The following is a 19256-nucleotide window of genomic DNA, read 5'->3' as shown; positions in this document are numbered from 1 at the left end:
ATTCACCACCTCAAGCGACAAACCGGGCCGCTGGACTGTTAGTGTTCTGCCACACATGGGTTCTACTGTGACCCCATACGGCCTGCGCAGCTCATATTGTGCAGGTTGCACCACGTCTAAACTACTAACGGGTAGGAGTCCCAGCATGGCGGAACGCTCAGGGTCGAGCCGGATACTTCCTTGCATTCTGGTAGGTCTCGGCGCCTTCCTCTTGGCCATCGCTGTACTCATTCCCACCTACATGGTCGGCAAGCTGGAGAAGACGCCGCTCGACCTCGAGGTCACGACCATCGCCACGGGCAACGGCAGCGTCCTCAACTCCGCCGCGCTCCTCGCCGGCAAGGCTCAGGTCGACAAGAACGTCCCGATCGTCGCTCAGCGCTACGTCACGACGCAGGAACCGTCCGACGCCGACGACATCACCGTCCAAGCCGGCCAGACCGTCATCCGCACCGACAAGCAGGGCGAGAGTGGCCTGCTGACGGCAACCGTGGACACCGTCACCCTGGACCGCGTCAGCTCGATGCCGACCAACGATCCGGTCGGAACGATCCAGACGTCAGCTGATCAGCCGGCAGACGAAGTTTCCCGCGACGGTCTGCAGTACAAGTTCCCGTTCAACACGGAGCAGCAGACGTACCCCTACTTCGATCTCAACGCCCGCGCGACGTACGACATCAACTTCGTCGAAGAGACCGAGATCAACGGCATGAAGGTCTACCACTTCAACCAGACCATCGAGCCCGTCGACCTGTCCAAGGTCGTCAACTCCCCCACCAACAAGCTGAGCCTGCCCGCTGACACCTGGGGCGTTCCCGGTGGCGCTACTCCGATCACGATGACGCGTTGGTACACCAACGTCCGTGACCTGTGGGTCGAGCCCAAGACCGGTGTTGTCATCAAGGGCCAGGAGCAGCTGCACCAGTACTACGGCCGCAACAAGAACTCCGTCGACGTCGACGTCCTCAACGTCACGCTTCCGTTCGACGAAGAGACCATCGAGTACCAGATTCAGCAGGCGCAGGACGGTATCGACACGCTCAACCTCGTCGGCCGCACCGTTCCCATCGTTGCCGGCGTCCTCGGCGTCATCGCTCTGATCGCCGGCATCTTCCTCGGCGTGCGCGGCGGCAAGGGCGGAACCCCGGCACCGGCACACGCCGGCGGTGGCCAGAGCCCGAGCGGAGCCGGTTCCCCCGCTCCCGGCGAGCACGACTGGACCAACGACGACACCCAGGTGATCCCGCGTCCGGATCTGCGCAAGGAATAACACGTCGCCAGTGAACCTGGCACACGTTCCGTGAAGCTGAACCTGGCACAGGTTGTATGAAGCGAGCACCCCTTCCCGCTAGTCGGAAGGGGTGCTCGCTTCGTACCGGCGGTGCTAGCTCGTGGTCGCCCGGTCCGCACTGCGAACAGCAGCAACAGACACGGCTGCAGCTGTCACCGACGCGACCACAACCGCAGTCCCGATCAACTGACCCGGCGTCGTTGCCCACAGGAGCATCACGACGGCTTCGACGGCCAATCCGATCCACGCGAGCACGGCGACTCTCGTGCGTTCCGACGCGATTGCAGAAAGCAGAGCGCACTGCAGCACGGCAAGAACGGCACCGTGAAGCGCGAAGGCCCACAGCATCGGCGCGACGGCAGCGTAGGCGTCGCCCACCAGGATCGGTACCAACGGACCGGCGAGGGCCGCGCCCAGAACCAAGACGGCTCCGATTCCCACCAACACGGCCAACGCTGTGCGAACCGCCTGCGCCGACTGCGCCGGATTTGCCATCTTCGGGTACAGGACGACACCAACGGCTTGCGGCAACCAGAACGCGGCTTTGGTTGCGACAGCGCCCAGTGCGTACACACCCGCGTCGTATTCGCTCAGAACCACGCGCACGATCAACAGGTCGAGTGACGACAACGCGATCAGGGCGAGCTGAACCTGGGAAGCCGCGAGCACGGACACAACGCCGATCCGCAACGTCGCGTTCTCGCTCACCGGGGCATTTCGGTCCAGTATCCGGACAACCGCCACCAGCACCGCAGTGCCAGCCGCGCTCGCTACCAGCGCTGCGGCCGCAGCTCCGCCCAGTGCCAGAACTGCCACTGCGGGAAGAACTTTCATCACACCGGCACCTGCCAGCACCGCACTGAGCACGCCAAACCGGCCGTGCCCCTGCAACAATCCCTGTTCCGTAGCCAGCAGCACCAGCATCGGAGCCGTCACCAAAGCGGAGAACGCCGCCACCAATCCGGTATCGAGCAGCCACGCCAGCGCCGGGGCCAGCGCCACCGCCAGAACAGCCACGATTGCCGCACATCTGTACCCGAGTGATCGCAATGTGTCAGCGCTCTTGCCGCGCACAGCCTCTCGGGCAACCACCGTCTGCAGCGCCAACGCCGGCACGGCCAGTACCAACTGCGCGGCGAGAAGACTCGCGAATTCTCCGTACCCCGCCGGACCCAGCCATCGACTTGCCAACCAGGCCAGCAGGTACGACGCAACATTTGCCGTCATCGAACCGGCCAACACCATGCTGACCCCGGCCGCAGCGGAACGATCAAGAGGTTGGCGGGCCATGCGACCAATGATGCACCACGTATCGTGCCCGTCATGACAGTGCGGCCGAAACACCACAGCCTCGTGGCCGCGATGTACAGCCTGGCGTTGTCATTGTTGATCCTCGGGCCACTGCTCGGACCCGGCTATCTACTGCTGCGCGACGCGGTCAGCACTCCTCGGTCGTACCTCACCGACTCCGCTCTCGGGCTCACCGACGCCGCCGCCCGAGCCGTCCCGCAGGATGCGCTGATCGCGGCATTGAGCACTGTCGTCGACGGCGGGTTGGTGGTGAAGGCACTGCTTCTCGCCGCACTGTGGCTGGCAGGTTGGGGCGCTGCCCGCCTGGTCGCGGCCATGCTGCCGACGGCCGGTCTCGGGCCGCACTTGGTGGCGGCGACGGTCATGTTGTGGAACCCGTACGTGGCCGAGCGTCTGCTGCAAGGACATTGGAGCCTGCTGGCCGGCTACGCCGCGTTGCCGTGGATCGTGATCGCGGGTATCGGTGTACGACGCGCTCAGCCCGGCGCCTGGTGGGGCATGGCCGCAACTCTGCCATTCGCGGGCCTGACACCTACCGGCGCCCTCCTGGGAGTGACAACCGCGTTGGTGGTCGTAGCCTCCCCTGGTGGGCGAACGTCAGTTCTACGACGCGTCAGCGGTGTCTTCGCACTCTTTCTGATCACTGCGTCGCCGTGGCTCGCGGCAACACTTCTGTCGAGCGGCGCCGCCGACGGTTCCGATCCGGCCGGCGTGGCAGCCTTCGCCGCCCGAGCCGAACCCGGACTCGGAACGCTCGGCAGCCTCGCCGGGTTGGGTGGCGTCTGGAACTCGGCTGCCGTCCCGAACTCCCGCACAACACTCTTCGCGGTGCTAGGGACGCTGCTGCTCCTGACCGTGGTGCTCAGCGGCATCGCGGCGCTGTGGCGACGACGTCGCAATCCTGTGATTACCGCTCTGGCGGTACTGGCCCTTGTCGCGGTACTCGCGCCGGCGCTCGGCGCGACATCATGGGGTCTGAGCGCCGGTCGCTGGTCGGTCGAATACTTCTCCGGCGCAGGCCTGCTCCGCGATTCCCAGAAATGGGTGGCGTTGGCCGCACCGTTCTACGCGCTGTCCGCGGCAGCGGGCGTGATGTGGGCTCAGAACCGCTTCACTCTTGCGAGACCGACCTGGTCGATCGCCGCCGTTGTCGTCACGATGATGGCTCTGCCCGACCTCGCCTGGGGCGTCGGCGGCGCCCTGAAGCCGGTGCAATACCCACAGTCCTGGACCACCGTCGCCGAGCAATTGCGAGGCGAAACCGGTGATGTGGCAGTGCTTCCCGCCGGAATGTTCCGAGCCTTCTCCTACACCGGGGATGCTCCGGTCCTCGATCCGGCGCCCCGATTTCTCCCGCTCGACGTACTGCAGACCGGCGAACTGATCGTGGCCGGCGGCTCAGTCGGCGGCGAGGGAACACGCGCCGCCCAGGTCGAGGAACTCCTGCTCACGGGCGCAAGCAGCACCGAACTCGCTGCTCTGGGCGTGCGCTGGGTGCTGGTAGAACTCGACACCCCTGGCCGATCCGACGAGGCGGCGCTGCACAACCTGGAGAGAGTGTTCGGGGACGACTACCTCGAGCTGTACCGGGTACCTGGAAACAGTGCGACGCACCAGGCTTCGACATCGTCGCGAACCATCGTCACGATCGCCCACATCGCCTGGGTAGCGACGGGAATTGTGGCCCTACTCGCGCTCGGACTGAACCAGAACAGGATTCGACTCGCGCGACGCGACAAGCCCTGACACGCGACGCCCTACCGTCGTCGCCGACAGCACCTCGAAAACACCGGCTCCCGTTTGCTCCCAGGAGAATTCGCTCGACCATACTCGGGCTTTCTCACCGAGCACTGTGCGCAGTTCATGATCGCGCAGCAAGGTGCCGGCGGCCTGGGTCAATTCCGCGACGTCGCCGTCGCCGACACTTTCGCCGCCAACCAGCAGACCCGTCACGCCGTCGACGATGGAATCCGTCAACCCTTTGGAACTGCGGTAACCGACAGTCGGAACCCCGTGTTGCGCAGCCTCGATGACGGCGAGACCCCACCCTTCCTTGCGTGAAGGCATGAGGTGAATCCAGGACTGCGCCAACAGTTCGTGTTTGCGGGACTCGTCGACGTGCCCGTGAAATGTCACCGCGTCACCGATTCCGAGTTCGGCAGCGCGATCACGCAAGTTCTGCTCCCACCAACCACCACCGATGACGTCGAGGTGAAGTTCGGGTTCTGTCGGGCGAAGGGTCGCAACTGCTTCGAGTGCGTCTTCGATCTGCTTGTGCGGCACCAACCGTGAGAGCACCGACATGGTGGGCCGGCTCGCCCGAGTGATCGAACCACCCGCGTCGACGCCCATCGGAACGCGGTCTGCGCCGTTGCGCACCACGGCAATTCGATCACGATCAACGCCCAGATCCACCAACTCTTCAGCTGAGGGCAGTGAGACCGTCAAGTACTGGTTATCGCTGTGACGCTTCGGCGACAGACGCGATTCCACCCACCATCCGATCCGCCCGACGAGTGTGCCTGCGACCGGCCACTGTTCGCGGTGGCAATGATGCACGAGCAGCGTCACCGGCGCACCGGCCACCATCTTCGAGAAAAAGGGAATCCCGTTTTGTGTGTCGACGACAGCGTCGGGGCGAATGCCTTTGAGCGAGCCGAATCCGAACCGGCCGGCCGCGATGGCGGCCAGGGCCCGCGGGTACACGCTGAAACGCCCACCGGACCGGCTGATGGTGATGCCGTCGCGGGTCTCTGTCGCGGGAGCACCCGGGTACGACGCCGTCCGCAAGGTCACCTTGATTCCGCGCGCCGCCAACTGGGTTCCGACCTGCTCGAGGTACCGCTCACTTCCGCCGCCCTGCGGATGCCCGGTGTCGCGCCAACAGAGCAACAGAACCTCGTGCACGTGCGTTACTCCCTAGAGTTCGTCGGTGACCCGCGCGGATGCGAGTGGTCCTGCGGGGGATGCCCACCCTGACCGGTCGGTAACCCTGCGGAACACCCTAACTGTTTCCGCGCCCGTATTGCCGCGCTCCTCACGGTGAAATTGACGGTGTTCGTGGACCCGGACTCGCGGTCGCTAAAGTTGATTCTCGTGACCAAGCCCGCAGTGACCCGCATTTTCGGCCGACGGGCGACCCTCAAACGATCCGTCAGCTTGCTCAGCGACTTCCGTCACGAGCAGACCGCACCAGATATCTTCTACGGCGCACTCGCTCGCGATTCCGTCGAATTGATCTCCGACCTGCATGAAGGTCACACCGGCCACACGCTCGACGGCCTCACCGTCCTCGATGTCGGCGGCGGACCCGGCTACTTCGCAGAAGTGTTCCAAGCTGCCGGTGCCCGCTACATCCCGGTCGAACCCGATCCGTCGGAGATGCACGCCGCAGGCTTGACCGTCGGCGGCGCGGTGCGCGGATCCGGGCTGGCTTTGCCGTTCCGGGACTCGTCGGTCGATATCTGCTTCTCCTCGAACGTGGCCGAACATGTCAGCGAACCGTGGCTCATGGCGGAGGAAATGCTGCGCGTCACCAAACCCGGCGGACTGATGGTCCTCTCGTACACCCTGTGGTGGGGTCCGTTCGGCGGGCACGAGACCGGGCCGTGGCACGCGTTCGGCGGTGAATACGCAGCCAAACGGTATCGCCGCACAACCGGCCGCGAACCGAAGAACAAATACGGGGAGTCCCTGTTCAAGGTGGGTGCCACCGACGGCTTGCGCTGGGCCCGTGGAACAGACCAAGGCACCCTGCTCGCCGCGATCCCCCGGTATCACCCGTCCTGGGCGTGGTGGATGGTTCGCGTTCCCGGCCTTCGCGAATTCCTCGTGAGCAACCTCGTCGTGGTTCTCGAGAAGCGTTGACATGATTCGCCTCGCCCTCGACGTCGGCGGCACCAAGATGGCTGCCGGCGTGGCTTCCGAGGACGGCCGGGTTCCCGAATTCCGCACGGTTCCCACACCGGAAACGGGCGCCTGGGCAGCGTGCGCGTCGCTACTGCAGAGCATCGCCGACGGACGCGCGGTTGACGGCGTCGGAATCGCCTGCGCCGGGCCGGTCGATACCGTCAGCGGGGTTGTCGCCCCCATCAATATCAACGAGTGGGCGTCCGGATTCGCACTGGTCGACGCTGTAGGTGCCCTCTTTCCTGGTACTCGAATCGCGCTGGCCATGGACGGAGCGGCCGCCGCACTGGCCGAACATCACCACGGCGCCGGGCGCGGAACCCCAGACCTGTTGAGCCTGGTCGTCTCCACCGGCGTCGGCGGCGGAGTTGTTCTGGGCGGTCACATCGCGCCGGGTCGCACGGGAAATGCCGGCCACATCGGGCATCTTGTTGTTCCCGGAACCGACGAACTCTGCTCGTGCGGTGGCGTCGGCTGCCTCGAGACGGTTGCGAGCGGTCCGGCAGCGGTTCGTTGGGCTCGCATTCAGGGGTGGACCGGCACCACCGGCCTCGAACTTGCCGACGACTCCCGCCGCGGCGACGCGCGCGCCCGTGCTGCGCTGCATCGCGCCGGAACTGCGCTGGGAGTTGCCATCGCATCGGCTGCGGCACTGCTGGATGTGAATCTTGCGGTGGTGGGCGGTGGTTTTGCCCAATCCGGCGAGCCCTTGTGGATACCACTCCGAGAATCGGCTGCCCGACATGCCCGTTTGTCGTTCATCGAGGACCTGAGAATCGTCCCGGCCGAGTTGGGCGAGCACGGAACGCTGACCGGCGCAGGGCTCCTGTCGCTCGTCGCTGCCATCTGACACGCGTTCTTCCCTGAGAAATCCGCAGGGAGTCCCACTAAACGGGTGCCACCTGTTCCCAATTTCTGTAACGTGTTTTAGTGTTCTGACTCACACCGTTACGGGCAGTGCGCGTGACACAAGCGGGAAGGAGGTGACCGTGAGCCCAGATGTTTCCTCGACCGAAGCCGAGCATCACGCCCAGGTCGCCCGACCAAGTGATTCCCTCCGCGATACCGAAGACCTCCGTGAACGCTTGGAACGCTGGATGGCCGGGAAGGTGCCGGCCGGATCCACCGTGACCGTCGCCGACGTCACCCTGCCCGCAGCCAACGGCATGTCGAGCGAAACCATCCTCTTCGACGCAACCTGGGACGGCGATCATCATCCGCTGGTCGCCCGTGTCGCCCCGGCTGAGACCACCATGCCGGTGTTTCCGACCTACGACCTCGAATCCCAGTTCCGCACCATGGCGCAGGTGCGCGAGCACTCTGCCGTGCCTGTCCCTGCGGTGTACTGGTCGGAGTCCGACGCCGACGCGCTGGGTGCACCGTTCTTCGTCATGGAACGAATCTCCGGTGACGTGCCGCCAGACGTCATGCCGTACAACTTCGGATCGTGGGTCACCGAGGCGTCCGCGGCGCAGCGAAAGACCCTGCAGCAGAACTCGGTCGACGTCCTGGCTCAATTGCACGCCATCGACAAGCCTTGTGAGCGTTTCGACTTCCTCCGACTCCCGAATTCGGGAACCACTGCACGAGAGGCATTCTCGGCGCACATCGCCGAGCAGCGCGGATACTACGAATGGGTCGTGAAAGACGGCGTCAGATCGCCGCTCATCGAACGCGCTCTCGACTGGGTCGAAGCACACAATCCCGCCGACGATTCGCCGGCCGTGCTCTGTTGGGGCGACTCACGCATCGGCAACGTCATGTACCAGGACTTCACCCCGGTCGCCGTACTTGACTGGGAAATGGCAACTCTCGGCCCCCGTGAGATGGACCTGGGTTGGATGGCGTTCCTGCACCGGTTCTTCGAGGACATCGCCGGGTTGGCCAACCTGCCCGGGCTGCCTGACTTCCTGCGACTGCCGGACATTGCCGCAACCTACGCCGACATCACCGGTCACACGCCACACGATCTCGAGTTCTACGTCACCTACGCAGCGCTGCGCCAGGCGGTAATCATGTGGCGAATTCAGGCTCGCGCCATAGCTTTCGGGCAAGCCGAGCAACCCGCCGACCCCGACGACATGATCATGCACCGCGCATCGCTCGCTGCGATGCTCGACGGCACCTACTGGGAGAGGGTGAAGTGACGATGTTGTCGCCGATGGACGATTACCCCATTCACCAGATCGCGGAACCGGTCCGCCACGTCGCCACCTCGGACCGAAACTTCTACGACCGCTATTACTTCAACTGCTATCCCCTGGGTAGTGCGGAGACCTTCCTGATCGTCGGTCTCGGCCAGTACCCCAATCTCGGTGTCATGGACGGATTCGCGGTCCTGCGTCACGGCGATCATCACATCGTGGCCCGCATGTCGAAAGCTCTGGGCGCCGATCGCACCGACACCACGGTCGGACCACTGCGCATCGAGGTCCTGGAAGGTCTGCAGAAACTGCGTGTCGTTCTCGAACCCGGCAGCGAATACGACCTCTCCTTCGACATCACCTTCGACGCCACCATCCCAGCGGCACTCGAGCCCAAGCACTTTCGACGCCAGCTCGAACGCATCACCTTCGACACGTCCCGCTTCCTGCAGACCGGAACGTGGACCGGCCAACTCACTGTCGACGGGGAAGAAATCGCGGTCGACCCCGACAGCTGGCGCGGCAATCGCGACCGCTCCTGGGGAGTGCGCCCGGTCGGTGAAGCCGAACCACCCGGCCGACGCGCCGTCGACGGTATCCAGAACTTCTTCTGGGTCTACTCAGTCATGCAATTCGACGAGTTCACCATCTCGGTCATCATGCAGGAAGACGAGCAAGGCCGTCGCATCGTCGAGGAAGCGATGCGAATCCGGCCGGAGGAAGGAAGCGATCCGGAATGGCTCGGCAGGCCCGAGCACAACCTGATCTTCTGCCCCGCCACCCGCGACGTCACCGGAGCCACCCTCACTTTCCACCGCCCCAGCGGAGAGGTCCTGACCGTCGACTGTGAACTGTTGCTGGCCAACCACATCGGCATCGGCACCGGGTACGGCCTCGAGCAGGACTGGCGCCACGGTATGTGGCAAGGCGAACTGGTTGTCCAAGGCCTGCGGCACAAGGTCCACGAATTCGAACCCATGCAGCGCATGTTCTCCCCCGTGGACAACCTCAGCAAGTTCCATCTCACCGAGGGGAATGAAACCTTCGACGGCACGGGGCTTTTCGAAGTCGCTGCCATCGGACCCCATGAGCGTTACGGCTTCACCAGTTTCATCGATATGGCGCCAGAGCGCGAGACCGACAACACCGAGGAAAGATTGTGATGACGAACTACGACAAGCTCTACATCGGCGGCGAGTGGGTAGCACCCGCGACCGACCAGATTCTCGAGGTGTTCTCACCGGCAACGGAGGAGCGCGTCGGAAGCTGTCCTGTCGCCGCTCCGGCAGACATCGACGCCGCAGTCTCCGCTGCGCGCAACGCTTTCGACAACGGACCGTGGGCCAAGACCACACCGGCCGAGCGGGGCGCGATCCTCGCGAAGGCCGCCAAGCTCCTCGAAGAGCGCAGTGCAGATCTCAACCAGCTCATCTCCAACGAGATGGGACAGCCGCCCGCCATGGTCGGCATGATGCAGCAGACCCCGTCGATGGCGACTCTCGGCTTCTACTCCGAACTGGCCGACAAGTTCGCGTGGGAGGAAAAGCGCACTGGCGTCTTCGGGCAGACCAAGGTCACCCGCGAACCCGTTGGTGTTGTCGCAGCGGTTCTCGCCTGGAACGTTCCGCTGTTCCTCGCGATCAACAAGCTGGCCCCCGCACTGCTCGCCGGCTGCACCGTCCTGCTCAAGCCGGCTCCCGAGTCACCGCTCTCGGTACACGTGATCGCGGAGATCTTCGCTGAGGCAGGCGTTCCCGCCGGCGTCATCTCCGTGCTCCCCGGCGGAGCCGAGACCGGCGAATACCTGGTCTCGCATCCTGACATCGACAAGATCACCTTCACCGGCTCCAGCGCCGTCGGCCGCAAGATCGGCGCGATCGCCGCGCAGAACCTCAAGCGCTGTTCCCTCGAACTCGGTGGCAAGTCCGCCGCCATCATCCTCGAGGACGCCGATCTCGCCGCCGGAATGCCGATGCTCGTCATGTCCGGCCTCATGAACACCGGTCAGGCGTGCGTCGCGCAGACCCGAATCCTCGCTCCCCGTTCACGTTACGACGAGGTCATCGAGGGTCTCAAGACCGCGGCCGGTTACATGGCCGTCGGCGATCCGTCCGATCCGGCATCTCAGCTCGGCCCGCTGATCTCCGAGAAGCAGCGCGACCGCGTCGAAGGCTACATCGCCAAGGGTAAGGAAGAGGGCGCTCGACTGGTCCTCGGCGGCGGCCGTCCCGCGGGACTCGACAAGGGCTGGTACGTCGAGCCGACCATCTTCGCCGACGTCGACAACTCCATGACCATCGCCCGCGAGGAGATCTTCGGACCCGTACTCTCGGTGATTCCGTACGACTCCGAGGACGAGGCCGTCAAGATCGCCAACGATTCCGACTACGGCCTCGCCGGATCCGTCTGGACCACCGACATCGATCACGGCCTCGAGATTGCCGCGCAAATCCGTACGGGCACCTACGCGATCAACTGGTATGCCTTCGACGCCGGCTCACCGTTCGGCGGTTACAAGAATTCCGGCATCGGCCGCGAGAACGGACCGGAGGGCCTCGAAGCCTTCTGCGAGACCAAGTCCGTGCTCATGCCGCCCGGCTACACGAGCTGACCTACCCCGGGGCAATCGCCCTTTGCTGACAGTTGGCACCCGTTCCGACCTGCCGGAACGGGTGCCAACGTTGTGAAATGGGTGCCTGTCAGTCTCAGACGACGACTGCATTTTCTAAGAAGACGGCTGCGCGCTCGGCGGAAGCACCACCACTGAGTCGTTCCCTGCCTGGCCGCTGAACCTCGAGTCCGAGAATTGATCGGGTGTTCCTATCGAAGCCGCTATGTCCAACATTCGTTCGGTTACGAGGCATTGATTGGTGAGACAAGTCCCCGAAACGACGTTGCCCGCCGTCCCTGCGGGGCGGCGGGCAACGTGATCAGGATGTCGGTACGGGTTGGAACGCTCAACTGCCGAAGATCGAGCCCAGCGATCCGGTCGCCGGCGGGTCGATCACCGGTGCGGCAGTGACATTGACCGTCACCTGCAAGGTGGCGTCGGGGGCGGTGCCGTTCGTGGCGGTGACGGTGAACGGAAAACTACCGGCGACGGGGGGTGTCCCGGTGACAACTCCGTTGGTGAGGGTGAGCCAGGTGGGTCGACCGGTGACGGTGAGAGTCGGGTTGGGGGTTCCGGTGGCTGTGAAGGTGTGGGTGAGTTCGGTTCCGACGGTCCCGGTCAAGGCGACGGGCGCGGTGTCGGTGAAAGCGGGAGCTTGGGTGACGTTGACGGTGAAGGTGCCGGTGCCGGTGCCGATCTCGGTGCCGACGGTGCACGTCACGAGGGTGGGGCCGATCGGGAACTGTGTTCCGGAGGCGTGGTCACAGGAGTTGACGGTCACTCCGATAGGGAGTGTGGGGGCGGTCCAGGTGGCGGTGGCGCCGTCCGCGGATATCGCGGGTACGGAGACGTTGCCGGGAATGACGCTGCTGCCGGTCAGGTTCGCGCCGCTCAGGACCGCGTCTGTCAGGTTCGCGCCGGTCAGGTTCGCGCTGGTCAGGTTCGTGTTGGTCAGGTTCGCGCCGAACATCTGCGCGCCGGTCAGGGTCGCGCCGGTCAGGTTCGCGCCGTACATCCACGCGGCGTACATCCACGCGTCGGTCAGGGTCGCGTCGGTCAGGGTCGCGCCGGACAGGTCCGCGCCGGACAGGTCCGCGCCGTTCAGGGTCGCTACGTTCAGGTCCGCGCCGGACAGGTACGTGCCGGACATGTACGCGAAGGACAGGCTCGCGCCGGATAGGCTCGCGCCGGTCAGGTTCGCGTCGATCAGGTTCGCGTAATCCAGGTTCACGCCGTCCAGGTTCATACCGGTCAGGTACTTGTTGGAACACTTGGTAAAGACGATGGAGTTGGGGTTGGGGACGTAGTTCCCGCACACTCTGGTGATGATCTGGACGGGGGTTTCGACTACTGCGGCGGCGGGTCCGACAGCAGTCCCGAACATCGCCGACGCGACGAGAACAACCCCGCCGAGTGCGGCGGTGATCGGTGCGCGGGTCGTTCGTCGAGGCGGGTGCCGATGCTCGGTTCGTGTCATGGTGGTGTGCTCTTTCCGGCAGAATCCGCACGGGTGCGGGGCGGCTACGGAAAGCAACCACGAAAATTGAACATAGAAGACATTCGCGTTGATGAATGCAGTTCTGTGGCAAATTCCCGAGCGAATGAGGGCGAACGTCCTACGCCCATGGGGGCGGACGGCACGCCATGGATACTTATGCGCTGGTTGGTGTTGTCTCCGATTCGTTCGTTTCTGAGACACTGAATTGGTGAGACAAGTCCCAGACACACTGACGTTGCCTCCACCCCGGAGGGCGGAGGCAACGTCAGTGTGTCGGTACGGGTCGGAAGGTCAGCTGCCGAAGAGAGATCGATCCGAGGGATCCGGTCGCTGGCAGTTCGGGAGCGTCAGCGGCCGAGGCGACTGTCACAGTGACCGTAAACGTTGCCGGAGTACCAGCGCCATTGGCGGTGAGGGTAAGCGTGAATATTCCTGCGGCGGTGGGTGTCCCGGACAGGACCTCGCCGGTGAAGGTGAGCCCAGCCGGTAGTACACCTGCAGTGACTCCCACCGACGGGGCGGGAGTTCCGGTGACATTGATGGTGTAGATGAAGGGGGTGCCGGCAACGGCGAGCATGGCGAGTTGGGTGCGGTCGGCAAAGCTGGAGGCTTTGGTGACAGTGAAGGTGCCCAAACCTGTCGACAGATCGTTGGTAGGCATCAGGCTGGTGACAGGGCAGGTCACGGTGGTGACACCAATCGAAAATAAGGTTCCGGCGGCGGGGTTACTAGTACCGAAGGTCAGCCCAGTGGGCGTGGTAGGGGTGGTCCAGGACACGTAGGTGCCGCCTCCGCGCCACCCTCTACCGACATCTTGTCGAGAACGAAGTGGCTGCTATTTGAGCGCCATCTAGGGATCTGTTCAGCAGAACCATTGACAGCTCTGATCCGCAAGGCCAATTAGACAGTTGGCGCACAGCACTTCTGAACACCGAATATCAAAAGACGACTGCACGCGGCACCAAAATCGCAGGTCACCCCGCAGCCGTCTTCTGAAACTGACGCCTCCACCCCTACGAAAGGATTTGGAGGACAATGTTATCGACAGTGCCTGCACTGACAACGCACGCATGGTCGGGAAGGTCAGGTGCCGAAGATCAAGTTCAGTGAGCCAAGGAATCCGGTGACGGGACAGTGCCGACTGTCAGCGAATCCTCAGATCCACCCGGTACCGTCGAAAGCGAATCAGTCGTCTCACAAAGGACATTCATATGCTCACCAACGCCATCAACGCTTTCCTCGCACTCTGGGGCAGCGCCTCCGTCGGCAGCAGTGGATACCAAATCCCGCCGGGAACCCTTCCCTTCGGTTCCTGAGCCAGGACGCCGGGATAGCCACCGGAAACCCGCTGAGTGCTAGCCCGACTCAGCGGGTTTCAGCATGTGGACGGCTATCCGAACGACAGTCACCACACAAAACCGTCCGCACGGGCCTAGCCTTAGCTCCGTGACCACCGAAACCGAAGCATCGGCCGACGAGAGCACCACCACCGTTGTACTAGCGTTTGCCGCAAATGCCCTGATTGCCGGGGCAAAAACAGCGGCCGCGATCATCACCGGATCAGCGTCGATGGTTGCCGAAGCCACACACTCGTGGGCCGACACCGGCAACGAGATCCTGCTCCTGATCGCCAACCGACGATCCAAACGCGTACCCGATCGCGAACACCCCCTCGGCTACGGCCGCGAGGCGTATATCTGGTCGATGTTCGCGGCCCTCGGACTCTTTGCGCTCGGCGCCGGAGTGTCGATCACCCACGGAATCCAGGAACTGTTCCATTCGGAGCCAGCCACCGATTTCGGAGTTGCCTACGCGGTCCTCGGAGTCTCGTTCATCCTCGAGGGCATCTCGTTCCGTCAGGCCTACAACCAATTGCGGGCAGAAGCCACGGCCGTCAACAGCGACGTTCTCACCCAAGCCCTCACCACGTCCGACCCCACAACCCGGGCCGTATTCGCCGAAGATGCTGCGGCACTTATCGGTTTGGTCATTGCCTTTGCCGGCGTCCTGCTGCACCAGATCACCGGCTCACCGATCCCTGACGCACTGGGATCCATCTTCGTCGGCATCCTCCTGGGCGTCATCGCGATCATCCTGATCGACCGCAACCGACGATTCCTGGTCGGCGAGGAAGCGTCACCGACCCTGCGCGGCGCAGCCGTCAAAGCACTGACACAGCTACCCGATGTCAACCGAATCACGTTCCTGCGCATGGAATACCTGGGACCACGGCAGGTGTACCTGGTTGCCAGCATCGACCTCGTCGGGGACTACGCCGAATCGCGAGTAGCCCACACGCTGCGCGACCTCGAGCGCACACTCGAGAGGAGTCCACGCGTCGTGCGGGCAATCCTGACGCTCTCGACACCGGACGAGCCGTCGATCACCGCCTGAAAGCCGATACTCTCGGTTGATGCGCGTACTTGTCGTTGTACTCATGGTTCTGGGATTTGTCGTCGGAGGAATTCCCTTGGTGGGCGTTGCGATCGACGTGATGACCAGTTCGGACGACAACATCGTGTTCCAGGGAGGGTACGCACCGCTAACTGGTGTGCAGATGAGTCGGGATTACGAGTCGTCGCTGAACCTCTACTTCGATTCTCAATCCAATCCGACGAGGAATTGGTTCATGCTTGCCAGTTTCCCGTTCATCGGAGCAGCCTTGGGCGCTCTGACCGCCGCCGTACTCGGGCGTCGCGGGTGGCGCCTGACGCGAGCCTGATCAGACGCCGGTGGCCGCCCCACCGACGAAACGAGGGGCGGCCACCGAGAGAACAGGGTTCAGATGTACATCGCAGGATCGATGTAGCTGTTCGGATCCACCAACTTCTCCTTGGCGGTCCGCGGCCGAGCCACTGCGGGAATACCCGTTGCAATGGAATCTGCCGGAACATCGCGCGTCACAACGGCATTGGCACCGATAGCGCTGCCCTCGCCGATGACAACGGGCCCCAAGATCTTGGCGCCCGCACCCACGGTGACCCGATCGCCGAGCGTCGGATGACGCTTGACCTGCTCGAGTGATCGACCCCCGAGCGTGACACCGTGATACAGCATGACATCGTTACCGATCTCAGCAGTCTCCCCGATCACGACGCCCATGCCGTGGTCGATGAAAAACCGTCGACCGATGGTCGCGCCGGGATGGATCTCGATGCCGGTGGCAAAACGTGTCAGCTGAGACAACACCCGCGCCGGGCCGCGCAGAGCGGGCACAGCCCACATCTTGTGCGCGATCCGATGCGACCAGATGGCATGCAGCCCTGAGTAAACGAGGGCATTCTCCACATTGCTGCGCGCGGCAGGATCCTGACCGCGCGCAGCCTGCAGGTCCTCGCGAATGACGCCGAGGATACTCACGAACCTCAGTCCCGGATGTGTTCGAACAGCGGGGTGGAGATGTAACGCTCACCGAAGTCGGGCACGACGACAACAATCAACTTGCCGGCGTTCTCGGGACGCTTCGCCAGTTCGAGCGCGGCCCAGACGTTGGCTCCGGAGGAGACGCCGCCGAGGATGCCCTCGTCGGTGCCCAATGCGCGGGCGGTGGTGACTGCGTCGTCGAACTTGACGTCGACGATCTCGTCGTAGATCTCACGATCGAGGACGTCGGGCACGAAGTTCGCGCCGATGCCCTGGATCTTGTGGGGGCCAGGCTGGCCACCGGTCAGGATCGGCGAATCAGCAGGCTCGACGCCGACGATCTTGACGCCGGGCTTGCGCGACTTGAGGGTCCGGCCGACGCCGGTGAGAGTTCCACCGGTACCGATACCGGCGACGAAGATGTCGATGGCACCGTCCGTGTCCGCCCATACCTCTTCGCCGGTGGTGGCCTCGTGGATGGCGGGGTTCGCCGGGTTACCGAACTGGTTGGCAGATACGGCGTTTTCGGTCTGCTCGACAATTTCCTTGGCCTTGGCAACTGCGCCTGCCATTCCGTCGGCACCCGGGGTCAGCACGATCTCGGCGCCGTACGCGCGCAGCATGACGCGACGCTCGGTGGACATCGTCTCCGGCATGGTCAAGATGACCTTGTAGCCGCGAGCAGCACCGACCATGGCGAGTGCGATACCGGTGTTGCCGCTGGTTCCCTCGACGATGGTTCCGCCGGGCTTGAGAGCGCCGGACTTCTCGGCTGCGTCGATGATCGCCACACCGATACGGTCCTTGACGCTGTTGGCCGGGTTGTAGAACTCGAGCTTCGCTACAACCTGCGCTCCGAGTCCCTCGGTCAAGCGGTTGAGTCGCACCAGCGGGGTGCGCCCGACCAACTCGGTGACATCGTTGTAAATTCCGGTCATTTCCGTACCTCCATGCGGCCGCAGTGTCGACCGGGTCGTTTCCTTGATGAGGTTATTGCATCATTCGATGTGTCCTATAGCTCAACCGGGCCGGTTAAGACCCCAGAACTACCCGAAAATATCCGCCGGAACGCCGAATGCCGCATCCGATCGATCAGATGCGGCATTCGGGTCACACAAGAACAGAAATAGCGAGGGACTCAGCCCAGGCGCTGCTTCAGAGCTTCGAACTCGTCACGGATCCCGGTAGGCAGCTTCTCGCCGACGAAGTCGAACCACTCCTCGATCAGCGGGATCTCGGCCTTCCACTCGTCGATGTTCACAGCGAGAGCCTCGGTGATGTCGGCATCCGACACGTCCAGGCCGTCGATGTCGAGAGCCGATCCCGTGGGAACGACGCCGATCGGAGTGTCGATTCCGGCAGCCTTGTGCTCGATACGCTCGACGATCCACTTCAGGACGCGAGAGTTCTCACCGAAGCCTGGCCACAGGAAGCGTCCGTCGTCGCCGCGGCGGAACCAGTTCACGTAGAAGACCTTGGGCAGCTTGGACTCGTCGGCAGACTTGCCGAGGTCGATCCAGTGCTGGAAGTAATCGCCCACGTTGTAGCCGAGGAACGGAAGCATTGCCATCGGGTCGCGGCGAACCGTACCGACCTGGCCTTCGGCTGCTGCGGTCTGCTCGGAGCCGACCGTGGCACCCATGAAGACGCCGTGCTGCCAGTCGCGAGCCTCGGTGACCAGCGGAACCGTCGTCTTACGACGTCCACCGAACAGGATTGCCGAGATCGGCACGCCCTTCGGGTCGTCCCACTCGGGAGCCATGATCGGGCACTGCGACATCGGGGTGCAGTAACGCGAGTTGGGGTGAGCGGCCTGCGTACCGGACTCGGGCGTCCACTCGTTGCCCTTCCAGTCGATCAGGTGCTGCGGATCGCCTTCGAGGCCTTCCCACCAGACGTCGCCGTCGTCGGTCAGTGCAACGTTGGTGAAGACCGTGTTGCCCTGGTCGATGGTGCGCATCGCGTTGGGGTTCGAGGACCAGTTGGTGCCCGGTGCCACGCCGAAGAAACCGAACTCGGGGTTGACGGCGTACAGCTGTCCGTCGTCACCGAAACGCATCCACGCGATGTCGTCACCGAGGGTCTCGGCGCGCCATCCGGGAATGGTCGGCTGGATCATCGCGAGGTTGGTCTTGCCACACGCGGACGGGAATGCCGCCGCGATGTAGTACGCCTTGTCCTCGGGGGAAATCAGCTTGAGGATGAGCATGTGCTCGGCCAGCCAGCCCTCGTCGTGCGCCATTGCGGAAGCGATACGCAGCGAGTAGCACTTCTTGCCCAGGAGAGCGTTTCCGCCGTAGCCGGAACCGAAGCTCCAGATCTCACGATCCTCGGGGAAGTGAGTGATGTACTTGGTGTCGTTGCACGGCCACGCAACGTCGGCTTCGCCATCGGCGAGCGGAGCGCCCAACGAGTGCAGTGCCTTGACGAAGAATCCGTCGGTGCCGAGCTTCTCGAGAACCTTGCTGCCCATGCGGGTCATGACGCGCATGGAGACAACGACGTACTCGGAGTCCGTGAGCTCGACGCCCAGCTTCGGATCCTCGGCATCGAGAGGACCCATGCAGAACGGCACGACGTACATTGTGCGTCCACGCATGGAACCGCTGTACAGGCCACCCATGAGGGTGCGCATCTCCGACGGGTCCATCCAGTTGTTGGTGGGGCCTGCGTCGATTTCTTCCTTCGAGCAGATGTAGGTGCGCGATTCGACGCGAGCCACATCGGAAGGATCGGAATTACCGAGGAACGAGTTCGGCTTCTTCTCGTCGTTGAGGCGCGTGAAAGTGCCTGCCTCGACCAGCTTGTTGGTAAGCCGGTCCCACTCTTCGTCCGAGCCGTCTGCAAAGACGACACGAGCGGGCTGGGTGAGTTCGGCAACCTCTTGCACCCATGCAAGCAATTCCTTGTGCTGCGTGGGGGGCGTGCCGTCAGTTCCGTTGAGACCGGGAATGGTCGCTGAGGTCATCAAACTCTCCTGGGGTGAGCCGGAACCGGGTTCTCGTGACACCGGATGCGAACTGCAGCGCCCCGATACCAGTCGATCCCGGTGTCCCCCTCTCGACGGGGTCCAGCCGCGTCATCCACTCACGTGGAATTCACGGACGCCGGGTGTCCTATGTACTGAGG

Annotated in this window: 16 protein-coding genes; 9 read left to right on the top strand and 7 right to left on the bottom strand. The window is 63.7% G+C overall.

Annotation, left to right across the window (positions count from 1 at the left end; all coding sequences use genetic code 11):
• The first annotated feature begins 145 nt into the window (after window positions 1-145).
• Window positions 146-1270 (top strand): DUF3068 domain-containing protein, encoded by a 1125-nt coding sequence (locus ACFRFQ_RS00570; protein WP_378651740.1) that lies wholly within the window; start codon window positions 146-148, stop codon window positions 1268-1270.
• Window positions 1271-1384: 114 nt separating this feature from the next.
• Here the strand turns inward: ACFRFQ_RS00570 and ACFRFQ_RS00565 are convergent, their stop codons facing one another.
• Window positions 1385-2581: a lipopolysaccharide biosynthesis protein gene (locus ACFRFQ_RS00565; protein ID WP_378651737.1), complete on the bottom strand. Its 1197-nt coding sequence runs from the start codon at window positions 2579-2581 to the stop codon at window positions 1385-1387.
• Between the two features lie 33 nt (window positions 2582-2614).
• Between ACFRFQ_RS00565 and ACFRFQ_RS00560 the strand changes: the two genes are divergently transcribed.
• On the top strand, window positions 2615-4348 hold the full coding sequence (locus ACFRFQ_RS00560; protein ID WP_378651735.1) for a hypothetical protein: 1734 nt from the start codon (window positions 2615-2617) through the stop codon (window positions 4346-4348).
• Here ACFRFQ_RS00560 and ACFRFQ_RS00555 read toward each other — a convergent pair.
• Window positions 4289-5509: a glycosyltransferase family 4 protein gene (locus ACFRFQ_RS00555; protein WP_378651732.1), complete on the bottom strand. Its 1221-nt coding sequence runs from the start codon at window positions 5507-5509 to the stop codon at window positions 4289-4291. The two genes, ACFRFQ_RS00560 and ACFRFQ_RS00555, sit on opposite strands and share 60 nt — an antisense overlap.
• Before the next feature lie 189 nt (window positions 5510-5698).
• Between ACFRFQ_RS00555 and ACFRFQ_RS00550 the strand changes: the two genes are divergently transcribed.
• From ACFRFQ_RS00550 to ACFRFQ_RS00530, 5 genes are all read left to right on the top strand, one after another.
• Window positions 5699-6469 carry a class I SAM-dependent methyltransferase gene (locus tag ACFRFQ_RS00550; RefSeq protein WP_378651729.1) on the top strand — a complete coding sequence of 257 codons (771 nt, stop codon included), beginning with the start codon at window positions 5699-5701 and terminating at the stop codon, window positions 6467-6469.
• 1 nt (window position 6470) lies between these two features.
• Window positions 6471-7361 carry an ROK family protein gene (locus tag ACFRFQ_RS00545; RefSeq protein ID WP_378651726.1) on the top strand — a complete coding sequence of 297 codons (891 nt, stop codon included), beginning with the start codon at window positions 6471-6473 and terminating at the stop codon, window positions 7359-7361.
• 133 nt (window positions 7362-7494) lie between these two features.
• The gene (locus ACFRFQ_RS00540; protein WP_378651724.1) at window positions 7495-8658 is read left to right on the top strand and encodes a phosphotransferase family protein; all 1164 of its coding nucleotides are present in this window, start codon (window positions 7495-7497) and stop codon (window positions 8656-8658) included.
• Between the two features lie 2 nt (window positions 8659-8660).
• Window positions 8661-9818, top strand: a complete 1158-nt coding sequence (locus ACFRFQ_RS00535) for a hypothetical protein (protein WP_378653469.1) — start codon at window positions 8661-8663, stop codon at window positions 9816-9818.
• Window positions 9818-11266 carry an aldehyde dehydrogenase gene (locus ACFRFQ_RS00530; RefSeq protein ID WP_378651713.1) on the top strand — a complete coding sequence of 483 codons (1449 nt, stop codon included), beginning with the start codon at window positions 9818-9820 and terminating at the stop codon, window positions 11264-11266. The genes ACFRFQ_RS00535 and ACFRFQ_RS00530 overlap by 1 nt, the downstream gene beginning before the upstream one ends.
• 346 nt (window positions 11267-11612) lie before the next feature.
• On the opposite strand, the gene ACFRFQ_RS00525 is transcribed toward ACFRFQ_RS00530, so the two are convergent.
• A complete protein-coding gene (locus ACFRFQ_RS00525; protein ID WP_378651710.1) occupies window positions 11613-12743 on the bottom strand; it encodes a pentapeptide repeat-containing protein in 1131 nt (376 codons plus the stop codon).
• Between the two features lie 286 nt (window positions 12744-13029).
• On the bottom strand, window positions 13030-13425 hold the full coding sequence (locus ACFRFQ_RS00520; RefSeq protein WP_378651707.1) for a putative Ig domain-containing protein: 396 nt from the start codon (window positions 13423-13425) through the stop codon (window positions 13030-13032).
• A gap of 785 nt (window positions 13426-14210) precedes the next feature.
• Between ACFRFQ_RS00520 and ACFRFQ_RS00515 the strand changes: the two genes are divergently transcribed.
• Window positions 14211-15158 carry a cation diffusion facilitator family transporter gene (locus tag ACFRFQ_RS00515; RefSeq protein WP_378651704.1) on the top strand — a complete coding sequence of 316 codons (948 nt, stop codon included), beginning with the start codon at window positions 14211-14213 and terminating at the stop codon, window positions 15156-15158.
• 19 nt (window positions 15159-15177) lie between these two features.
• Window positions 15178-15486: a hypothetical protein gene (locus tag ACFRFQ_RS00510; RefSeq protein WP_378651702.1), complete on the top strand. Its 309-nt coding sequence runs from the start codon at window positions 15178-15180 to the stop codon at window positions 15484-15486.
• Window positions 15487-15545: 59 nt separating this feature from the next.
• On the opposite strand, the gene epsC is transcribed toward ACFRFQ_RS00510, so the two are convergent.
• The 3 genes from epsC to ACFRFQ_RS00495 form a co-directional block, all read right to left on the bottom strand.
• A complete protein-coding gene (epsC, locus tag ACFRFQ_RS00505; RefSeq protein WP_138870220.1) occupies window positions 15546-16124 on the bottom strand; it encodes a serine O-acetyltransferase EpsC in 579 nt (192 codons plus the stop codon).
• Between the two features lie 5 nt (window positions 16125-16129).
• Entirely contained in the window at window positions 16130-17065 is a 936-nt protein-coding gene (gene cysK / locus ACFRFQ_RS00500; protein WP_378651699.1) for a cysteine synthase A, read from the bottom strand.
• Between the two features lie 200 nt (window positions 17066-17265).
• Window positions 17266-19095 (bottom strand): phosphoenolpyruvate carboxykinase (GTP), encoded by a 1830-nt coding sequence (locus ACFRFQ_RS00495; protein WP_138870222.1) that lies wholly within the window; start codon window positions 19093-19095, stop codon window positions 17266-17268.
• Window positions 19096-19256 lie beyond the last annotated feature (161 nt).

Source organism: Rhodococcus sp. NPDC056743 (assembly GCF_042790355.1).
Lineage (GTDB): Bacteria > Actinomycetota > Actinomycetes > Mycobacteriales > Mycobacteriaceae > Rhodococcus_F.
Note: the sequence above shows the minus strand (reverse complement) of the source record. Positions and strands in the feature narration are given on the sequence as shown.

What these genes read in the sequence shown, in the direction of transcription:
- ACFRFQ_RS00570 (WP_378651740.1), top strand. Translation starts at nt 146, where the DNA reads ATGGCGGAACGCTCAGGGTCGAGCCGGATACTTCCTTGCATTCTGGTA.
- ACFRFQ_RS00565 (WP_378651737.1), bottom strand. Translation starts at nt 2,581, where the DNA reads ATGGCCCGCCAACCTCTTGATCGTTCCGCTGCGGCCGGGGTCAGCATG.
- ACFRFQ_RS00560 (WP_378651735.1), top strand. Translation starts at nt 2,615, where the DNA reads ATGACAGTGCGGCCGAAACACCACAGCCTCGTGGCCGCGATGTACAGC.
- ACFRFQ_RS00545 (WP_378651726.1), top strand. Translation starts at nt 6,471, where the DNA reads ATGATTCGCCTCGCCCTCGACGTCGGCGGCACCAAGATGGCTGCCGGC.
- ACFRFQ_RS00535 (WP_378653469.1), top strand. Translation starts at nt 8,661, where the DNA reads ATGTTGTCGCCGATGGACGATTACCCCATTCACCAGATCGCGGAACCG.
- ACFRFQ_RS00530 (WP_378651713.1), top strand. Translation starts at nt 9,818, where the DNA reads ATGACGAACTACGACAAGCTCTACATCGGCGGCGAGTGGGTAGCACCC.
- ACFRFQ_RS00525 (WP_378651710.1), bottom strand. Translation starts at nt 12,743, where the DNA reads ATGACACGAACCGAGCATCGGCACCCGCCTCGACGAACGACCCGCGCA.
- ACFRFQ_RS00520 (WP_378651707.1), bottom strand. Translation starts at nt 13,425, where the DNA reads ATGCCTACCAACGATCTGTCGACAGGTTTGGGCACCTTCACTGTCACC.
- ACFRFQ_RS00510 (WP_378651702.1), top strand. Translation starts at nt 15,178, where the DNA reads ATGCGCGTACTTGTCGTTGTACTCATGGTTCTGGGATTTGTCGTCGGA.
- cysK (WP_378651699.1), bottom strand. Translation starts at nt 17,065, where the DNA reads ATGACCGGAATTTACAACGATGTCACCGAGTTGGTCGGGCGCACCCCG.
- ACFRFQ_RS00495 (WP_138870222.1), bottom strand. Translation starts at nt 19,095, where the DNA reads ATGACCTCAGCGACCATTCCCGGTCTCAACGGAACTGACGGCACGCCC.